This window comes from Paenarthrobacter sp. YJN-5 (assembly GCF_015040095.1).
Lineage (GTDB): Bacteria > Actinomycetota > Actinomycetes > Actinomycetales > Micrococcaceae > Arthrobacter > Arthrobacter ureafaciens.
In genome coordinates this window covers 54,044-73,237 of sequence record NZ_CP053547.1, presented here as the reverse complement: position 1 = coordinate 73,237, position 19,194 = coordinate 54,044, and the positions used below count along the sequence as shown (strand labels likewise).

At 58.1% G+C, this 19,194-nt stretch carries 11 protein-coding genes; 5 read left to right on the top strand and 6 right to left on the bottom strand.

What is annotated here, in order from left to right; genetic code table 11:
• From HMI59_RS25280 to HMI59_RS25270, 3 genes are all read left to right on the top strand, one after another.
• Positions 1 to 1,040 (top strand): FAD-binding oxidoreductase (locus HMI59_RS25280; RefSeq protein WP_227471758.1); only part of this gene is annotated, 1,040 nt, incomplete at its 5' end.
• Positions 1,041 to 1,155: 115 nt separating this feature from the next.
• On the top strand, positions 1,156 to 2,154 hold the full coding sequence (locus tag HMI59_RS25275; protein ID WP_193594606.1) for an ornithine cyclodeaminase family protein: 999 nt from the start codon (positions 1,156 to 1,158) through the stop codon (positions 2,152 to 2,154).
• Positions 2,155 to 2,311: 157 nt separating this feature from the next.
• Complete coding sequence (locus HMI59_RS25270; RefSeq protein ID WP_227471757.1) at positions 2,312 to 3,682, top strand: histidinol-phosphate transaminase; 1,371 nt, start codon at positions 2,312 to 2,314, stop codon at positions 3,680 to 3,682.
• Positions 3,683 to 4,818: 1,136 nt separating this feature from the next.
• Here HMI59_RS25270 and HMI59_RS25265 read toward each other — a convergent pair.
• The 6 genes from HMI59_RS25265 to HMI59_RS25240 form a co-directional block, all read right to left on the bottom strand.
• On the bottom strand, positions 4,819 to 5,088 hold the full coding sequence (locus HMI59_RS25265; RefSeq protein ID WP_193594605.1) for a hypothetical protein: 270 nt from the start codon (positions 5,086 to 5,088) through the stop codon (positions 4,819 to 4,821).
• A gap of 747 nt (positions 5,089 to 5,835) precedes the next feature.
• Positions 5,836 to 9,414 (bottom strand): bifunctional proline dehydrogenase/L-glutamate gamma-semialdehyde dehydrogenase, encoded by a 3,579-nt coding sequence (locus HMI59_RS25260; RefSeq protein WP_193594604.1) that lies wholly within the window; start codon positions 9,412 to 9,414, stop codon positions 5,836 to 5,838.
• Between the two features lie 406 nt (positions 9,415 to 9,820).
• Positions 9,821 to 11,101, bottom strand: coding sequence for an amidohydrolase family protein (locus HMI59_RS25255; protein WP_193594603.1), 1,281 nt, complete (start codon positions 11,099 to 11,101; stop codon positions 9,821 to 9,823).
• 58 nt (positions 11,102 to 11,159) lie between these two features.
• Positions 11,160 to 11,612, bottom strand: coding sequence for a GAF domain-containing protein (locus tag HMI59_RS25250; protein WP_193594602.1), 453 nt, complete (start codon positions 11,610 to 11,612; stop codon positions 11,160 to 11,162).
• Positions 11,613 to 11,652: 40 nt separating this feature from the next.
• On the bottom strand, positions 11,653 to 13,326 hold the full coding sequence (locus HMI59_RS25245; RefSeq protein ID WP_193594601.1) for a hydantoinase B/oxoprolinase family protein: 1,674 nt from the start codon (positions 13,324 to 13,326) through the stop codon (positions 11,653 to 11,655).
• A gap of 9 nt (positions 13,327 to 13,335) precedes the next feature.
• Positions 13,336 to 15,387, bottom strand: coding sequence for a hydantoinase/oxoprolinase family protein (locus tag HMI59_RS25240; protein ID WP_193594600.1), 2,052 nt, complete (start codon positions 15,385 to 15,387; stop codon positions 13,336 to 13,338).
• Positions 15,388 to 16,888: 1,501 nt separating this feature from the next.
• On the opposite strand from HMI59_RS25240, the gene HMI59_RS25235 reads away from it, so the two are divergent.
• A complete protein-coding gene (locus HMI59_RS25235) occupies positions 16,889 to 18,238 on the top strand; it encodes an MFS transporter (RefSeq protein WP_227471756.1) in 1,350 nt (449 codons plus the stop codon).
• A gap of 17 nt (positions 18,239 to 18,255) precedes the next feature.
• A complete protein-coding gene (locus HMI59_RS25230) occupies positions 18,256 to 19,059 on the top strand; it encodes an aspartate/glutamate racemase family protein (protein WP_193594599.1) in 804 nt (267 codons plus the stop codon).
• Positions 19,060 to 19,194: the final 135 nt, after the last annotated feature.

The following is a 19,194-nucleotide window of genomic DNA, read 5'->3' as shown; positions in this document are numbered from 1 at the left end:
TTCCTCGAAGGAAGATCCCGGTGGCCACGCTGACGTTTACTGGCCGGGATCGTTACACCACTCTACGGGGCACTACTTCCAACTGCCGACGGTCAGCGTTCTCGAACGGCCTCGAGGCGACCGCAGCCCTCAGCCGCAAGGCTTTCAGCGAGTTCGATGCAATGCAGATGGACGGCATCGATTTTGAACGTCATGACGATGGCATTTTGCAGCTGTTCCTTCAGGAGCAAGGTCTGGCGGCCCACGCTGAGGATGCCAAAGCCATGGAACTGCTGGGAATGGCGCCAGCGCAGATTCTGTCAGCGAGTGAAGTTCGGTCGCTGGAGCCGGCAATTGGAAAGCAAGTGATCGGGGGGATCCTCAACCCTTACGATCAGTTCATCGATCCTGCTTCCTTTGTGGAGGCTCTGGCCGCCAGATGCCTGGAACTGGGGGTCCGGATCTCAACCCATGAGGCCGTAGGTGAGATTCTGCCTGGCCGTCAGGGCATCGTCAGCATTGTCACGAAACGCTCCGAGGTCCACAGAGCTGCAGCCGTAGTAGTTGCCGCCGGCGCACAATCGGGAGAACTGCTACGCAAGCTTGGAACAAAGCTTCCCTTACAGGCCGGTAAGGGATACGGCTTCGATATCACTCGCCCACCCATCAACTTCAAGCGGGCCATTTACCTGTCCGATCATAAAGTGGCTGTCACTCCGTTGAACAGCAGTCTGCGGTTGGCCGGCACCATGGAATTCGGTTCCACGGACTTGCGCGTCGACGATCGCAGGGCAGCAGGAATCCTCCGCGCCGCACCTCACTACTTCAATTCCTGGAGCCTACAAAAGACGCCCGTTGCTTGGGCGGGCCTGCGCCCCATGACTCCTGACGGGCTGCCGATGATCGGGCACGTCCCTGGCCATAAGAATGTTTTTGTTGCTGCGGGTCACGCCATGCTCGGGATCACACTGGGGCCGATAACTGGTTCATTGCTTAGCTCGCTAATCCTAGCCGGAGAAGAACCGTCCGAGCTTACCCCATTCGACCCCGCACGATTCTGAATAAACGGCACTAGAGCTGCCATGACCTTATTCTGCAGAGCGGCAGCTGCCAAACGAAACCACGACGGGCCGGGTTGGCGCCGGTAAGAGAACCACCTATGCACTAAGGAATAAATTGACTAACACGACGACGCACCCGTTGCTCCTTCTCAGAGCAGCGGACATTGCCGGGCTGCTGAGCACGGAAGATGCTGTAGATTCCCAGCGCGCAGCTTTCGAAGCTCTATCATCTGGTTCCGGACGGCTGGCTGCCAGACTTCTCATCAACGGGCCGTCATCAAGCACGGCTTTCTGCTATGCAGCTCGTCTTTCTGATGAGACCGGCCCTGTATGTAAGTTCGGCAGCGTCAACCCCGGTAACAGGGAGCTGGGACTCCCGAACGTCAGCGCGCTCGTCCTAGCGCTTGACCCCGACACGGGCAGGCCAGTCGCCATCGTAGACGGCGAAGCAGTCACAACTCTGCGCACGGCAGCGGCATCTGCGGTTGCAGCGCGGGCGCTGTCGGTACCAGGAAGCAAGACTCTCACCATTCTGGGCTGTGGAGTACAGGGCCGCGCCCACGCGCGGGTTTTGTCGACGACCCTCGGAATAACCGAAGTTCGGCTCTGGTCACCATTCGCTGAAGAATGCCGAGACGTCGCAGCGCAACTAGGCGAAGAACTGCCCATGGAAGTCAGAGCTTTCACGAGCGCACAAGAAGCGGTGGAACATGCAGACATCGTAGTTACAGCCACGACGAGCGAGGCTCCCATTCTCCCTACCGCGGCAGTAAGTCCGGGAACTACCGTCATCAGTGTTGGTTCTTTCGCTCCGCAACGAAAGGAGGTTGACAGCGATTTCCTGAGTTCTTGCAGCGCCGTCTTCGTAGATCATCTGCCCACTGCGATTGAGCAGGCCGGACCAATCATTGAAGGCTTGGCTCAGGGGGTGATCGGCATGTCTGACGTTGCAGAACTTGGGGATGTTCTCACCGGGCGCCACCCGGGCCGCGTCTCCGACGACTCCATCCTCTTCTACAACAGTGTGGGAATCGGTCTTCAAGACGCAGCGGTTACTTGGCAAATCATTGAGAAAGCAAGACATCTGGGTTTGGGAACGCCATTGCCAATGTGAACACCGGAAGGGCTAGGACATTCGGAAGACCTACAGGGACTTGTTGGCAGGTCACACACAGCCCGGCAAGTTCCCTCGAGCGGTTCGATGTCGAACGGCGAGTACGGCTGCCCATTCTGTCTCGACATCATTAGCTCTCTAACAAGACAGGATGAAAATGACAGCTAACCCACCGGCACCAGCGGCAGCGGTGCGGTTCGGCAGAACCCACGCCGGGGTGTATGCCGCGACACAGTCTCCTGCTGAACAGACAGCGGCTTACGACATGAAGAGACAAAACTGGACACACCTCTCCCCGGGAGACCAGGTTGCTGTGACCCGCCCAACCGGTGAGCACTACACAGCAGACGTTGAAATAAAAACGGCAAACTCACAGATCATCTGGATTAGGAGACATGGAATGGGAACCCGGCACCTATTGGAAAACCATGACGGCACAAGCATCGATCGGCTGGAACCCCCCGAGCCAAACCCCCGTGAAGTTGTGGCAGCGCTGCCGAACTACGTAGCCGGACGCCGGGCAGTCAACCCAGAAACTGCTGCACTGGCTTCCAACGAAAGCCACGAGAAGCCGTTGCCCTCCGTTCAGCGCGTGATCAGAGAAGCCCTCAAGTCAATTAACCGGTACCCCGAAATGGGCGCAACTGCCCTGCGGGAACACCTCGCGACGGTTCTAGGGGTTCCTCAGGATGCAGTTGCGGTTGGTCCTGGCAGTGTAGGAGTCCTTCAACAGCTCCTCTCTGCCACGTGTGAAGCCGGCGATGAGGTGATATTTGCCTGGAGATCGTTCGAGGCCTACCCCATACTCGTCCAGCTTGCCGGCGCCAGTCCCGTGCCCATTCCCCTAGGCATCGACGAGCAGCATGACTTGGATGCAATGTTGGCCGCCATCACGGAGAAAACTCGGGTCATTATCATTTGCACTCCCAACAACCCCACAGGGACAGTCGTTGAGCAAGACCGACTTGAGAGATTCTTGGCGGCAGTACCACCGCACGTTTTTATACTCATTGATGAGGCGTACGTTGAATACGTTGATCCAGACAAGTCCATCGACACGATCAAGCTGTTTCAGCGTCATGTCAATGTTTGTTTGCTTCGAACTTTTTCCAAGGCGTACGGCCTGGCCGGGCTAAGGATTGGATACGGTCTGGCACATCCAATCCTGGCGGCGGCGCTCCGTAGCGTTGCCCTGCCTTTCGGTGTCAGCGATTTAGCACAACGTGCAGCCATAGCATCCTTGGAAGCCACAGGCGAGATCCAAGCGCGAGCCCAAGTGGTAACGGCGGAGCGTTCCAGGCTATTGCAACGCCTCCGCGATGGGGGATGGGTTTTGCCCGACACGCAAGCCAACTTCATCTGGTTGCGCACCGATGAAACGCTTCGTACACACATTTTGAAGGCATTCGATGCGGCCGAAATCCTTGTTCGCTCCTTTTCAGGTGATGGGATTCGAATCTCCTTGGCTGACGCCAGGACCAATGATCGTGTTCTTGAGGTTCTCGGCGCCCGGGACGACTTCGAGTGACGCGTGTGGGTCGAGAGGAACGTAAAGGGCTTTCGCCATCACCTTTCGTTCAACGTTTGCGACGGCTCCCCGAATTTCCCCGCGGGCAGCGGTTGATTGCGTTGGTGCGTCAGGTGTAAAGCTGCCTCGTCAGCCCGAACGGAACCTCGGGGTGTGCGCGCACTATATATTGGCCTACGCCTGTGCGAGTGATCATTATGCCCGTGTGGTGTTCATGCGCAGCCTTCGAAACGACGTCGACAGCCTTAGCCAGGGCATGGTCTAGTTCTGCGGCTCTTTCCACCTGCACCTCAATCATCCACGGATAAGGGCCGCGATCAGCAACTGAAGCATGGCTAGTAGGCATGGTGTGTCTTTCTTGTTTTTGCGTCAATTGGGCAATTCGACCGGCTTGATCGGGTAGATCTTGGCGTGTACGGGCGTACGATTCCGCTGCGGCGAGGTGGTATCGCTAAAGGGCAAATGGAGTGGTACCAACGCCCGAGGTCCGGCCGCTCCGAGGAAAGCACCTGACCCTCAGGGCCGCCGGTGAAGAGCTTTTTCCTAGGTGGTCAAGGCATGTTCCTTCGCCCACGGTGGCTGTACGTCCTGGTCCAACTCGATCACGGTTGGCTTCGCGTCGGTCAGTGTTCACTCCGGAAGAGAGTCGCGCTCCCCGCCCCGCATCGCCGAATGTGCTTCGAAGTACGCTTTTCACTTCCAATGGACGGGATTGGGTCATAAAAGATGAGGTCTAAGCTCTGCCGATCAGATGCTGCGTCCTGGAAGACCTCGCCGGGATGCGGAATGCCACAGGGGTACATCATCCCTAGAATGACTACGCTCCTTTCCCGCGGAGAGGCTCGGTCGCTTTAGGAGAGAGACTATGGGAGCCTATATCTACACCAGCGCACTGCCCTCTTCGTTTAGTCATAGAATTCATTTTGTCCTTTTGATTTTCCTCGCGAAGCTCCGGCTCGCCCTTAGTCTCTCAGGTCTTGATGATCCGCCTTATTTTGGCGGTGCTCCAGAGAGTTCTTCAGTGGGCTCTAGTGCGACGTCGTGCGTTGCCAGCGACCTTTCTTTTAGCCGTCCCACTCACTGCAGTTAGAGTCGTCTATTTGAAAGTAGGGTTGGGCCGCCCGTTCAAGGTTGTCTTAGTAAGGCACCTTTGATGTTGGGGGTTGTTGGGAAAGCATGGCCGAGTAGAGTTCGTTGGGGACGTCTTGAGGGTCAGCCCAGACCTCAAATCCTTCTGCTAATTCGAAGAGTGCCCGATTGCCGTTGTGATCGGCGGCCAACCAGAGGATGGTGTTGTCCGGCATCACGGAATCGACGATTCCGGAACGGACCAAGTTTCCGTCTTTGTGGATCTCGACATTCGCGCCGACGAGGTAGCTCCAGTCATCGCATCGGTAGGACTTCAAGGTTGTTCTTTCGTCGTTCAGAGAAGCACGTATGGTGAGCTAGAAGTGACTACGACTAGTCGGTTTCGGGACCTTCGCAGAAGTGGCAGCCAACATCACAGCCGTCGAAGACAGGGGGGAGCTCATCTGGTGTCTGTCCTGTCCTAGGGAGAGGGACGGTCGACCTGCCAGGGACGGTGTCAAACTCAAGTACGCGTCGCGGCATGCGAAAGCCGCTTTGAGAAGCTGGGCGGCTAGTGACTGTCAATTGAGGCTCCTACTATAGGGAGGGCATGTCTTGGTGGACGTGGGCCGGACTCACTCGCGATCAAGATCCAAGTGACAGACCTGCCCTCGGCTGCGGGCATAATATTTCCTTCGGCGACAAAGCGACCGGATCCGTCCGAACCGGCGAGATAAGTTGCCCACCATCCAGTTAGAGGGCAATGTTCACCGGTTTTGGCTTTTCGGTCCTTGGGCGTTTTGCCGACCACCTGCTTGCGGGGGATACGTTTCTTCATTACTGATGACTTGGTCTTCTATACACCGAATACGGGGGTTTTTATTGGTGGTTCATGCGGCGCCTACAGAAATAGCTCCTGCACTGGAATCAATTCGGTTCCCAGGTCGCGATCGGCTGATTCGAAAGCCGGTTGCCGCTTAAGACTTTTCCGAGAAACTTCGTTTGCGTTAGGCCCGTCGTTGGTTCCAGAGCCGGGTCCATTTCCCCATTGTGGCTATGGACCCAGCTCTTGCTTTGGTTCCTGTCTAGATGATGGCGGTCGAGAGGTCGTTAGGAGTGCCGAATCGGTGCGCTGTGATGGAGATTGCCTGTTCCTGCAGGAAGGTCAGCAGTTCGACCCGGCCGGCGGCAACGACGTTGTTGGCGTAGATGGCGATGTCGGGTTTGCCGTTGGCGGCTTCGGCTGTTTCGAGGGAGGGGCCACCGATCAGGCGGATGCGTACTCCCGATTCCTGTCCTGTCTTACTTGCGTAGAGCTTAACGCGGGAGGCCCACCCTGCGGAGTTCTCCACCACCGTAAGGACCCCGTGGCCCCTCAGAATTCTTGCAGCGGACTCGGGGAGCGGCTCGAGGGTACTGACCGTGAGGGCGTTGAGCTCGGGACGCCCGTTCCATGCTGTTATGCCTGCTGAGACGACGCGCAACAGCTCAGCCAACCCGTGTCCGGATGTTGCCTCCTCGTACCGGATCGTGACGGGTAGTGGACGGTAGCGGAAGATGTTGCGTTCGGCCCGGAGTCCTGAAGCGTCCCGGGCGACACCGAACTCCATGGTCCAGGTCTCTGCGTCCGACCTCAAAGCTGAATCGAGCCAGGCTACGTCATCGGCGGTGACGAATTGGGCACTGGCGAGGTCGGCAGCTGCTTCTATGAGTTGCCGTGCCGGGGCCGATAGCTCACCCTGTGGGGTCGCCTTGATGGCGGCGTCCTTCCATTCTCCGAGCCCTACTAGGTAGTTTGGTCCGCCGGCCTTCGTTCCAGCTCCTACCGCTGATTTCTTCCACCCGCCGAAGGGCTGGCGCCGCACGATCGCACCGGTGATGCCACGGTTGATGTAGAGGTTTCCTGCCTGTATGTTGTCCAGCCAGTACCTCAGCTCCTTGGGGTTCAGGGAGTGCAGCCCGGATGTGAGGCCGTAGTCGATATCATTGACGATACTGACGGCTTCTTCCAGGGTGGCGGCGGTCATGACGCCAAGGATGGGTCCGAAGTATTCGGTCTTGTGGTATTCGCTACCGCGCTTAACGCCTGCCCGGACGCCGGGACTCCAGAGTTTCCCGCTGTCATCGAGTTTCTGCGGTTGAAGGACCCAATGCTCTCCCGGGCCCAGGGTGGTGAGTCCGCCGAGGAGCTTACCGTTGGCCGGTTCGATAACCGGTCCCATTTGGGTTTGGGGGTCAGCTGGGTAGCCGACTTTCAGGGACCGGGCTGCGTCAATCAACTGTTGGTTGAAGCGGCGAGACGTTGCGACCGAGCCGACGAGGATGACCAGCGAGGCTGCCGAGCATTTCTGCCCGGCGTGCCCGAACGCGGACTGCACGACATCTCGAGCAGCGAGGTCCAGATCCGCGCTGGGGGTGACGATGATGGCGTTTTTGCCGCTGGTCTCGGCGAGTAGAGGCAAATCCTTGCGGAAGGACCGGAACAGTTCGGCTGTTTCGTACCCGCCGGTGAGGATGAGCCGGTCCACTGAGGGGTGGGACACCAATGCAGTCCCGAGCTCGCGCTTGCCCAGCTGCACATATTGCAGGACCTCCCGGCCAATCCCTGCTTCGTCGAAGGCTTCCCAGAGGGCTTCGACCATGACGGCCCCGCTGCGGCGTGCCTGCCGGGCGGGCTTGATGATGACGGCGGAACCGGCCGCAAGGGCGGCAAGGACCGAACCGGCCGGGATGGCGACGGGGAAGTTCCATGGCGGAGTGACGACAGTGAGCTTCGAGGGGATGAACTCTGCACCGTCGACGTTGTCCAGTTCCTTGGCCAGTTCGGCGTAGTAGTGAGCGAAGTCGATCGCTTCAGAGACTTCCGGGTCGCCCTGGTCGAGCGTTTTGCCGCATTCTGAGGCCATGACTTCCAGCAGGTCTGCCCTGTGTGCTTCAAGGCGGACACCCGCCCGGTGGAGGACAGCAGCACGTTCGGCCCCGGTCATGGCACCCCAGGTTCTGCCATGAGCAACGGCCGTTTCGACGATCGCTTCAAGCTCTGCTTTGGTGTCCAGATCGAAGGCTTGAGCGGTTTCTTCACCGAGGACTGAGAACGGGACGCGGTTGAGAATGGCCCTGCCCCACGCACGGTTTGCTGGTAGGTCAGGGTCAGTGTCGGGGGTGTTGGCGAAACTCATCGTTGGACCGCCGTAACCGCTTCCTCCGGCTCCAAGGGCTGCCCTCGACATTGCCTCCGTCAAGGCTGCCTCGGTGTCAAAACTGGTCCGGTCCTGAACCCTGTTGGGTCCGGGAACCGTGTCGGTCAGTGCGGTCAGGGAGGCGAGGAATCGCTGCTTCTCGCGTTCGAACAGGGCTTCGTTCTTGTCCAGTTCGAAGACCGCAGACATGAAGTTTTCCTGGCTTGCGCCTTCTTCGAGGCGCCGGATCAGGTAGGCGATGGCGACGTCGAACTCGGACGGGTGCACGACGGGGGTGTAAAGCAGCAGGGATCCGACGTCGCGCTTGACTGCTTCAGCCTGTCCGGTTGCCATGCCGAGGAGCATTTCAAATTCGATGCCAGAGGTGATTCCGCGGGCCTTGCCCAGCAGGTGGGCGAGGGCGACGTCGAACAGGTTGTGCCCAGCGACACCGATCCGGACGTTTCGGATGCGTTCGGGTGTCAGGGAGTAGTCGATCACTGCTTTGTAGGAGGTGTCGGAGTCCTGCTTGGTGCCCCAGGTCGCCAGCGGCCAGCCGTGCAGGTCTGCATCCACCAGTTCCATCGGAAGGTTTGCCCCCTTGACAACGCGGACCTTGATCGGAGCGCCGCCGTTTGCGGTGCGGGCCGCTGCCCACTCCTGCAGCCTGATCATGGCGCCCAGCGCGTCGGGAAGGTAGGCCTGCAGGACGATGCCGGCTTCAAGAGTGCGGAACTCGGGCATCTCGAGCAGGCGGGTGAAGACCGCGATGGTCAGGTCGAGATCTTTGTATTCCTCCATGTCCAGGTTGATGAACTTCCGAGGAGAGGACGAAGCCGCGAGTTGGTACAGCGGGGCGAGCTTTTCCACGATATGGCCGACGGCTTCGTCAAAGGCCCAGTGATTGTGCGGGGCCACGGTGGAGGAGACCTTGATCGAGACGTAGTCGACGTCCGGGCGGGCCAGGAGCTTCCTGGTTCCCTCAAGCCTGCGGGAGGCTTCGCCCTCACCGAGAATGGCCTCACCGAGCAGGTTCACGTTCAGCTGGATGCCGTCCTTCTTGATCTTGGCAATAGATCGGCCGAGCTTGTCCTCGGTTGCATCCACGATCAGGTGGCTGACCATTTCGCGAAGGACCTTGCGGGCGACCGGGATCACCACACCTGGCACGACCGGTGCGACGGACCCGCCAAGGGCGACGGCGGACTTCATGTACCAGGGCAGGAAGGAGGGGACTTTCGGGGCCAGGAGCTTCAGGTTTTTCGCTGCGACGGCTTTGTCCTCCGGGCGGATCACGCCGTCCACGAAACCGACGGTAAAATCCAAGCCCTGGGGGTCCTTCAGAACGCCGGCCAACTGTGCAGCAGCTGCATCAATCGGAACCTTCGCCCCCTCAGCCAGCCACCGGCGAACCAATGCCACGGCCTCCTCGGCCAAATCACCAGGCTGAACCAGCCTGGCACCGATCCCGGCTGTATTAGTCATGGATGTACTCCTCAGAATTATTATTTGGCGCTCAGCGGGCAGATGTGTCCGGAATGATTTCTCAGTCGAGCGCGGAAAATAGTTTTTGTCGTTTGTGCCCATTTACCGTTTACACGGATTGCGGGCGTGGCACCGATTAATGTCCTTGTTGCGACGAAGAATGCCGAGGCTTGAACAACCACATGCGACGACGAAGTCCTCATGACGCCCCTGACTTGCAAAATCGGACGGGGCCAGGAGGTCAGGCGAACTCTGGGTGGCACCACCGGGTCGACGGTCGACTCCCGCTGTAACTAGGTCCGGCATCCCGGTTGGCCTTCAGGTTGCGAACCTACGTCGGAGCATCTGAAGACGGTCCCTATCATCGAGGGGATGGGGCAAGACCATAGCCCGGATGCCGAAATATCTAGCTTTCTACCTTCTCAGGCCAATCAGCTGCCGCTACGCCTGGTCGACTTTCAGCTGCAAGCTGTAGTGGTCCCAGGGAGAAGATTTGCCCGTCCTTTATGACGGTACGTGCCCTGTTTTCGTCCCATAAGACGGAGGGCTCGTGGAAGGGGTTCCCATCGAGCACTACTAAGTCCGCCCGGGTCCCTTCGCCGAGCCGTCCTAGGTCGTCTCGGCGAAGCAAGGAAGCATTTGTTGACGTTGCAGACTTCAGGGCGTCGTATACGCCGAGCACTTCGACCTGCAGCCGCAGTCCAGCCAGCTGCTCATTTTCGAGTTCGCCCATCAAATCTGTTCCGAATCCAATTCGAACCCCTGCCTTCCGAGCCAGCGTTACAGCATTCTTGCCGGCTGCCAGCACCTCCCGATTTTTTGCCGCCCCCACTTCAGTGAGTCCGACTTCTTTGCCCCGTCGCTCCATGGCGTCGTAGGTGACTAAGGTCGGGACTAGATAGACATTGTTGTCGGCCATAAATTGCGCAGTTTCCGCGTCCAGTAGATTTCCGTGTTCAATGCAAGTTACGCCGTTCATTACGGAATGACGGATTGCCTCGGGTGAATATGCGTGAGCCGTGGCGTAACTGCCTCGGCGCGCAGTTTCATCAGTCACAGCGCGGATCTCTGCCGCGCTGTACTGCGGGACCCTGATTGGATCTACAGGTGTGATGACCCCTCCGGAGGCCATGATCTTTATAGCGGAAGCGCCTGTACGGAACCGGTGTCTCACGGCGCGCACTAGGTTATCGGCGCCATCCACGACTTCGCACGTATGTCCTCCGTGGAAGCATGTTCCATCATTTGCCGCCCTTACGTCACCATGGCCGCCGGTCTGGCTTAAAGCCGGCCCCGTGAAGAAGTACCGGGGACCAGGGTGAAGACCCTCCTCGATGGCAGTGGCGAGGCCAATATCACCGCCGGCCACATCACGCACTGAGGTAAAGCCACGCTGGAGCGCGGCGCCCAGGCGCTTTGCCCCGGAGAGCGCGGAAAAGCTTAGTGGACCGGTCTCGTTCTTGGCCGTAGTCAAACTAATTGCGTAGGCATGAAAATGTGCATCGATGAGTCCCGGAATTATTGTTCGTCCGCCTGCGTCAAAGACCGTCCCGTCACTGTCTTCCACTGCCGGCCCTATAGCGGTAATCACTCCATCACGGATGCTTACAGAGCCATGAATCAGGTCAACGGATTCGCCGTCGAAGATTAGTGCATTCCGTATCGTCAGGTTTTGATAAGTCTTCATGTTCGCTCCCTTCTGTTTGTCCGCGGGTGACCCCACTATGGGGCCACCCGCGGTGGAACTAAATCGCGTTGGTCAAGGCTTCGAAGAGGCTGACGGACCGCCGTGCTATGTCCAGGGCGGTTTCAACGGACTTCTCGTCGTAGCTACCCTCTGGTGCTAGGAAATTCATGGAACCAACAGTTTGACCGTTGCTGACAACCGGAACATTGACGATCGACCCGCAGCCCAGCGACTCGATGAGAGCGGAGTCTGAGAAGCATGCCCGAACCGCTTCCTTGTCGGCGCCAAGAAAGGGCTGTTGGCCCGCTAGTACGGTTTTCTCCCAGATAGGGCTCATGTCGCCGACAAGCGTCTTCGTACCGCCCACCGGGTATTCATGCGGGTGCGTGGTGTAAACCCGGACCATGCTGTTACCGTCCCTGGAAACGGCAGAAGCGGTGAAGAGCGTGGCCCCGATCTGTGTTTGTGCTGTAAGGCGCACGTCGTCAAAGGATTCGAACTGAGAACTCATGGAGTCTTCTCTTTCCTGGGCATCTACCCCGTGGATGGGGTCAGTAGCCGTAGTGTGTCTTGGCAAAGTCCTCGGTGATGTAGCCGTTCAGTACGTCGTAGGCGATGTCTTCACGGGATCGATCGGCAACATCTCCGAAGCCACCGCCTCCTCCAACAGCGAGTCGGACAACGTCTCCTGCCTTCACCTTGTGGGCATTCGCCTTGAGCGTGCGGACTTCATCACTGCGTCCGGGATTGATGATGACTTCCGGCCCCTGAGCCTCCGACCCACCAAAGAGACCCCATGCCGGAGTCTTTGACCGTTCAAACCAGAGGCTCACAACGCAGTCGGACAAGAACTCGTACTCACGAATAACCCCATTACCGCCGCGGTACTGCCCCGGGCCGCCGGAATTGGGCCTGATGGAGTACTCATTGATGCGGAACGGGTATCGGGTTTCCAGCATTTCAATGGGCAGGTCCTTGAGGGAACCGTTTACGTTATTAATAAGGGCAGACTCCCCATCTGAACCCTGCCATGCGCCCCAGCCTCCCAGAGTGGCCTCCAGAGTGACAAAATTGCGACCGAATCGGGGGTCAAAGCCTGCAGTGGTGATGATCATTGAATCACCATGGCTGGCGCTGGCCACACGTTCAGGCACCGCTGGCGCCAAGGCCTTGGAGACGAGGTCGATCAGCAACCCCAGGTGGGAGAAGTACCACTGGCAAGGAGCAGGCGCGACAGCACCGAGCACCGAGCCGGACCGCACCTGGGTGGTCAAAGGACGGAATGATCCCCCGTTGGAGTTGGAGTCGGGGCTAACAATAATCTTATAGCCCACACGGAGCGCCGAGACTGCCTGAGCAGCGCCACAATTGACCGGGCCTGCAGCCTGGTCGGCCGATCCAGTCACATCGAAGTCGATTGTGTCGCCGGCCACAGTGACGCGAAGTTTGATCGGAATCGGGGTGTCCATGTTGATGCCGTCGTTATCTAGGAAGCCTTCGGCTTCATAGACTCCGTCCGGAATATTTTGAACTGTTGCGCGCTCGATTTCTTCCGTTTGCCGGAAGATCTCGTCGCGGGCTTCATTGAGTTGTCCCATTCCGTAGCGGTCCACCAGCTCCTTCATGCGGATGCTCCCCATCCTGAGGGCTGCGATCATGGCTTGCATGTCACCGATGGTTTGGTACGGGAAACGTACATTGGTACGGATGAGGTCTACAACAGAAGTTTCGACTCCAGCCTCAACGAGCTTGACAGGCCCCATCCTGAAGCCCTCCTGGAAGATATCCGTCGAGTCCATGGACCCGCCGACGTCCTTGGACCCCATGTCCATCCAGTGAGCACGCGTGGCCGCGAAACCGACCACAGCTCCATCCGCAAAGATCGGTGCGAAAAGAGTCACATCATTGAGGTGAGTGCCTCCAAGGTAGGAGTCATTAAGGATCCAGATATCACCCTCCTGCCAGACGGCGCGGCCGTAAAGCTCTTCCACCGTAATGGAGCAGGTCTCAAGATTGCCCAAGAACAACGGTAGGCCTGCAGATTGTCCAAGGACGCGATGTTCTGTATCCAAAAGGGCAACGACACAGTCCCCGCCCTCGTAAAGAATCGGTGAGTAAGCGGAGCGAATTAGCGTGGCGTTCATGTCTTCAGCAGCGCTGGTCAGCGCATTGCGGATGATTTCAACGGTCACCGGATCAAGGGTTTTGACTGCTGTGGTTGTCATCTTTTTACCTCAGTTCTCTTCGACGTCTTCAATGCGAATGATCAAGGAGCCGAACTCATCGACTTTGACGTTGAATCCTGGAGGAACCACGGTAGTGGCGGTTCCCTCCACGATGATGGCGGGTCCTTGGAAGGTGTGCCCCGCGCCAAGGTCGTCACGCCGGACCACGATGGTGTCGTGCTCGACTTGATCGAATACCACCTTGCGGATTTCATGCTTGAACTCGGCACTCGTGGCTGCCTCGTAGCGGGGAGCTTCTAGGTGGCCTAAGTCACCCGTGGCCTGAGTCCGCAAGGTGACAACTTCAATGGGAGCGCCAGGGCTGGAATGGCCGTAGCGTTCGTGGTACATCGCGGAAAAGCGGGCATTAAGATTTTCAATGAAACCTGGAGACTCCGGCTCGTGGACCGATGTCAGGGGAACATTCAGCGTGAACTCCTGCGACTGGTACCGAACATCAACGGATGCAGTGGTGGCGCGGTTCTCTTCCGACACTCCTTCGGAGATCAATGAGGACAGGCCTTCGCTTTCCATGGAGCGCAGAACGTTGGCCATGTCGGACAAGTCGATGTCTTCGTCCAGGGAGAAGTAGGGCTCCGAGAAGTCCTTTCGGATGTTGGTTTGAAGCATGCCCCATGCCGAGAAAGCACCAGGGAATCGAGGAACAACTGTCTCCGGTATGCCCAATTCCTTCGCGAGGAAGACCGCGTGCATCGGGCCCGCCCCTCCGAAAGCCACGAGGGCGAAGTCACGCGGTTCAATTCCACGGGAGATGGTGATTGTCCGAATAGCTTGCGCCATTTGTGAGTTGGCGACGTCGCAGATACCTTCCGCCATCGCAATTGGATCCAAGCCGAGTTGGTCACCGACTGTTTTCAGTGCCTGAATGGCGGCTTCCCGGTCCAAAGCGACCTGTCCGCCTGCGAACCAGTCAGGATCAACGCGGCCTAGCGCTAGATTCGCGTCAGTGACTGTGGGCTGTGTCCCTCCCCGGCCGTAGCAGGCAGGTCCTGGCGTGGCGCCGGCTGAATGCGGACCGACCCGCAAACCTCCTGCTTCGAGCCAAGCGATGGAGCCGCCACCTGCTCCAACGGTGTGGATGTTGACGACGCTCATTAGCATCGGAAGGCCTTCGAGATGCGCTTCCGTGGAAATGTCAGGTTTGCCATCAACAACTAGGGATACGTCGAAGGACGTCCCGCCCATGTCCACGCCGATCAGATTGCGGTTTCCGGAAATGGTAGCCAGTTCGACGTCGCCCATGGCGCCGCCCACCGGCCCGGAAAGCAAAGTTTGAAGGGGGCGCTTACGCGCAGATTCAGCGGTAAGCACACCGCCGGAGGACTGCATGATGTGCAGTGGTGCTTCCAGTCCCCGATCGGCAAGCTTCTCCTCCAGGTCCAAAAGGTAATTGCGAACCACTGGCCCGGTGTAAGCCTCAACAACGGCGGAGGAAGTCCGCTCGTACTCACGCCATTCCTTCGCTGCTTGGTGGGAGAGTGAGACGGTGAAATCTTCACCAAGCTCCTCAAGCAAAATTTCCTGCGCCCGAAGTTCGTGCGACGGGTTCTTGTAGCTGAACAGGAAAGCAACGGCAACTGCCCCATAGCCTTCCTCTGCTGCGCGCCGTGCTACTCGCCGAACCGCCACCTCATCAAGGGGAATGAGCTCATGGCCTTGACTATCCAACCTGCCGGCGACACCCGTTACGTCCTTACGCGGAATCAGGGGGAGAGGCTTGCGGTACTGTGCGTTGTAGAGTTCGAGACGGTGCCCACGGGCAATGTGATACGTGTCTTCAATACCCGCCGTCGTGAGGAGCAGGACAGGAACGCCACGGCGTTCGAGGAAGGCGTTCAAACCCTGCGTTGTCCCGTGCACAAGGAACTCAATGTGGGACAGGTCCTCGACTACCGACTCAAGTCCTGCGATGACGCCTTTACTCAGGTTTCCCGGCGTCGTGGACGCTTTTGTTGCCGCATAGGTCCCGGCGTGCTGATCGTAAGCCACAATGTCCGTGAAGGTTCCGCCGATGTCCATCGACACCCTGTAACTCGGCATCTAAATCTCCTAAAGTGCGTTGGTGTGTTGGTGGGAGATCACGCTACAGATCTCGCAATACCGCACCTTGGGCATTTTGCCTTTTCCGACAAGCGCTGATGTGCACATTGCATTAGCCGGCAACTGGTCTCCGAGTTACCCCCGTCACGTTGGGCTGCCCGGACAACTTCGAGCGCCGGAGACCAAGTCCACCCACTTGGCCACTTCAAAGAGGGCGGAGAGTTAGAAGCGAAGGGGCCTGAACAGCAGCGACAGCCGAAGCTTCCCGGCGAAAGTGCATTCCATGAAAAATGACAGGTCCAAGATGTGCTGGATGAACAGCCCCTTGCCCGCCTGGTTTGTAGTCTGAGATCAATTCCCGCCGCGAAGCGTTCCTAACAACTCGGCCGCCTTGTCCAAAGAAGGGCGGCAAGCTTCAGAGGATTGAAGGGGGATGGGTGTCTCTCAAGGTTGGACGCCGAAGGAATAGGAAGGAGAGTCCAATGAAGGCAATATCATCCGTCCGAGCGACGCAACCCGGCTACGGCCTCAAGGAATTGGTGTCCGCAGCGGGAATCCGCGCCCGAACTGGCTGGCGGGTTCCAAACAACGATGCAGCGATTCCAATACAAGTCCTCAGTGAGAGCTTGATGGCTCGGATGAAGAATCACCAGATCGAGTGGAACGAAGCCGTCCAGCCGGAGCCCGTCTCGGAGCTTGGTCCACCACTGTCGATTAGATGAGTAGACCGTGTTGAGACTGCAGCCAGTGCAACTGCTGAGCGGCTTGAAATCTGACTCGAACGGTGAGTGCTTCCCGCAGAAAGTTCCATCCATAAGCCAGCGCGGTCATCAACCCCGATCAATCGGCAAAGACTTGCACTTGGGAGAAACGTGCTTGGCATTGTAGGCCGCGACTCCGGATCGATATGTCGTCACCCGATCAGCTTCTCAGGAGCGTTTAGGGCGGCATCGGAGTCTTCAATGCGGGTGGAACCTAGGCGCAGGGAAAAGGTACCGAGGCTCGGCCCTTTAGTGCTGCTGATACCCGCCAGCGCTGCAATTGCAGCTAATCCTGTGAGACCAACCTCTAACTTTCGGATCCTCCCGTGCCAGCAAGCACGGTTCCGGGGGATGCCGGGTGATCGAACTCGGGGGGCGGGGTAGGCGCTCCCCGCCCCTATCAGGGGTGAAACTTAGGTCTCAACAACCAGAGCTTGACTCTTCCGCAGCGCTGCAGCCTCATTACAGAAAGAAAGCGTGACAAGTTTTAAAAATGTCATCGAGGCTCTGAACAGCCGAAACTCTAGTACCGTCCGCATCAAAAGTGCATTTTGATGAAATTTGGGCGTGAAAACCGCCAATGTGAACAGCGACCAACTGCCCATGTTTGTATTGTGAAGTCAGTCACTCACAGAAGTGTTGTAAGCGCAGCTGCTAGCACTTGCCTTGAACGCCAACTTTTCTAGCTCTCAACAGCAATCGGGACTCCTTATCCTGTCCATAACATCGGAGGCCAAGACATGTCTAATATTGACCCTCAACTATCAAAATCAGCGGGAACCGCCAGCCCCCCTGGCCGTATGGCCGTCGGACATGCCTTCCGCGACATGCCCTTCGGGTCCATCCACGTCAAAATCGGAGCTATCCTCTTCATCGCCTGGGCTATCGAAGCTTGGGAAATGCTTATCCTCACGTACGTTGCCGGTGATCTCGCAACCAGTCTCCAGATCGGCCCAACACAGGTAGGCATTGCCATCTCGGCACTCTTCCTAGGCATGATTCCTGGATCCCTCTTATGGGGACCGATCGCCGACCGCATCGGCAGAAAAGCCACGTGCGCCTGGAGCTTCGCTGGCTACGGCGTCATCACCCTCCTCAGCAGCTTCGCCCCCAATTTCGAGACGCTCACCGTAGCGCGCTTCCTCTCAGGCCTCGTATTCTCAGGCCTATTCACCATCACGTTCCCGTACTTCGAAGAATTGCTCCCCGTCAAAAGCCGCGGAAAAGCATCCGTCTATCTCGCCGCCGGATGGCCGATCGGCATCTTGGCCGCCCTCGGTACCAGCGCGCTGGTCGGAGGGCACGGCTGGCGCTGGGTTATCGCTGCCAGTGCCCTCGCAAGCCTTTGGGGCATCGTCCTGTACAAAGTTGTTCCGGAATCCCCATACTGGCTTGCCCGGAAAGGCCGGAACGAGGCCGCACACCAGGTGCTCCAACGGCTGGGAGCCCGAGGGATCTCACGAGACACCATCTTTACATCTGCTGAGGGCAAGACGGGATCCATCTGGAGTCTTTTCAAGGGCAAGCTTGGCATCATTACTGTTATTCAGATTTTGATTAACTTCACCTTCTCCTGGGGCTATTGGGGCCTTCAAACCTGGATGCCGACATTGCTCCAGGATCGCGGACTGAGCGCCTCGTCGAGTCTCTCTTTCATCGCCCTGAGTGCAGTCATGATGATACCCGGATACATCACCGCCTCGTACCTGACCGGACGCTTCGGCCGCAAGTGGATCTTCAATATCTACGTCCTGGCAGCTGGTGGCGGCGGTGCCTACTTCGCGACGGCCTCAACAGAGACCGAAATGTACATCGGGATGTTTGTTTTGGCCTTCTTTAGCCTGGGGGCCTGGGGTGTCTGGGACACTTGGATGGGGGAGTTGTACCCCTCCGCCACCCGAGGCTCGGGCTTCGGGCTTGGCATCTTCGGCCAGCGGGTTGCAAACACAATAGCGCCCAGCCTCGTCGGCTTCCTCTTGGCCTCCACTACGGGAGCCACGTCGACGATTCTTTTTATCAATATGTTCTTGTTTATAACCGTCATCCTCGGCCTATTCCTGCCGGAAACAGAAGGACGTGAACTGGAGTGACAACTACACTCGCGAACATGGATGCAGTCTCGGAGAGTACCCGCATCCTATGGATCAACCCCCTCTACACTGATGCCTACAACCGTCCGATGGCGGATTCCTTCCGCCAGATAGTCCGTCCCGGGACCGAAGTTGACGTCGTCTCCCTTGTCGGAGAGGGTCCCTCCCATGTCGAATACAACGCTTTCGAGGCACTCATGCTTCCGCAACTGCTGCGCACGGTGCGGTGGGCCGAAGAAGAAGGCTACGATGCCACCGTCATCGGTTGTTTTTACGACCCCGCGCTGCGGGCGGCACGCGAAATCACCGAGCGCATGGTGGTTGTAGGCCCGGCGCAATCGGCATTGAGCATTGCCGGCAGTTTGGGAGAACGGTTCTCCATCCTTGTCGGACGGAAGAAGTGGATTCCCGAAATGGCCGAGAACGTCCACCGTTGCGGCGCATCTGAACGAGTGGTCTCCTGGCGGGTGCTCGAGATGGGCGTCGACGACTTTCAACAGGACACGGCTGTGACGGAAGATCGGATCATGGGCGAAGCCCGCAGAGCGGTGGAGCAGGACGGCGCAGATGTGATCATACTCGGCTGCACGGCAGAGTTCGGTTTTTTCCAAAACGTTCAAGACGAGCTGGGCGTACCTGTGATAGACGCGACGGTAGCGCCTCTCAAGCACGCCGAACATCTCGTTGACTCAGTCCGTCGATTCGGGTGGGCTCATAGCAAGCGGGTGGGATATGACGGACCCTCGGTCGAGGAACGGCAACGCTATTTCCCTGCGCTTGAGCCAAAAAACATAGTTTCGGCGAAATCGGTACTCGCTTAATAGCTGCCATGCTCTTTCGGCTTATGCTGAAACGCCCGTGAGGCCCTTTACCTTGCCAAGGAAAACGTTGAGGTGAAGGGCCTCAGTGCTATTAGCAGGATAATAGCTGAGATAGATCGCAACGCGGCCACCTGA

Excerpts from the sequence above, each read along its gene's own strand:
- HMI59_RS25270 (WP_227471757.1), top strand. The coding sequence starts at position 2,312 with ATGACAGCTAACCCACCGGCACCAGCGGCAGCGGTGCGGTTCGGCAGA.
- HMI59_RS25260 (WP_193594604.1), bottom strand. The coding sequence starts at position 9,414 with ATGACTAATACAGCCGGGATCGGTGCCAGGCTGGTTCAGCCTGGTGAT.
- HMI59_RS25255 (WP_193594603.1), bottom strand. The coding sequence starts at position 11,101 with ATGAAGACTTATCAAAACCTGACGATACGGAATGCACTAATCTTCGAC.
- HMI59_RS25250 (WP_193594602.1), bottom strand. The coding sequence starts at position 11,612 with ATGAGTTCTCAGTTCGAATCCTTTGACGACGTGCGCCTTACAGCACAA.
- HMI59_RS25245 (WP_193594601.1), bottom strand. The coding sequence starts at position 13,326 with ATGACAACCACAGCAGTCAAAACCCTTGATCCGGTGACCGTTGAAATC.
- HMI59_RS25240 (WP_193594600.1), bottom strand. The coding sequence starts at position 15,387 with ATGCCGAGTTACAGGGTGTCGATGGACATCGGCGGAACCTTCACGGAC.
- HMI59_RS25235 (WP_227471756.1), top strand. The coding sequence starts at position 16,889 with ATGTCTAATATTGACCCTCAACTATCAAAATCAGCGGGAACCGCCAGC.
- HMI59_RS25230 (WP_193594599.1), top strand. The coding sequence starts at position 18,256 with ATGGATGCAGTCTCGGAGAGTACCCGCATCCTATGGATCAACCCCCTC.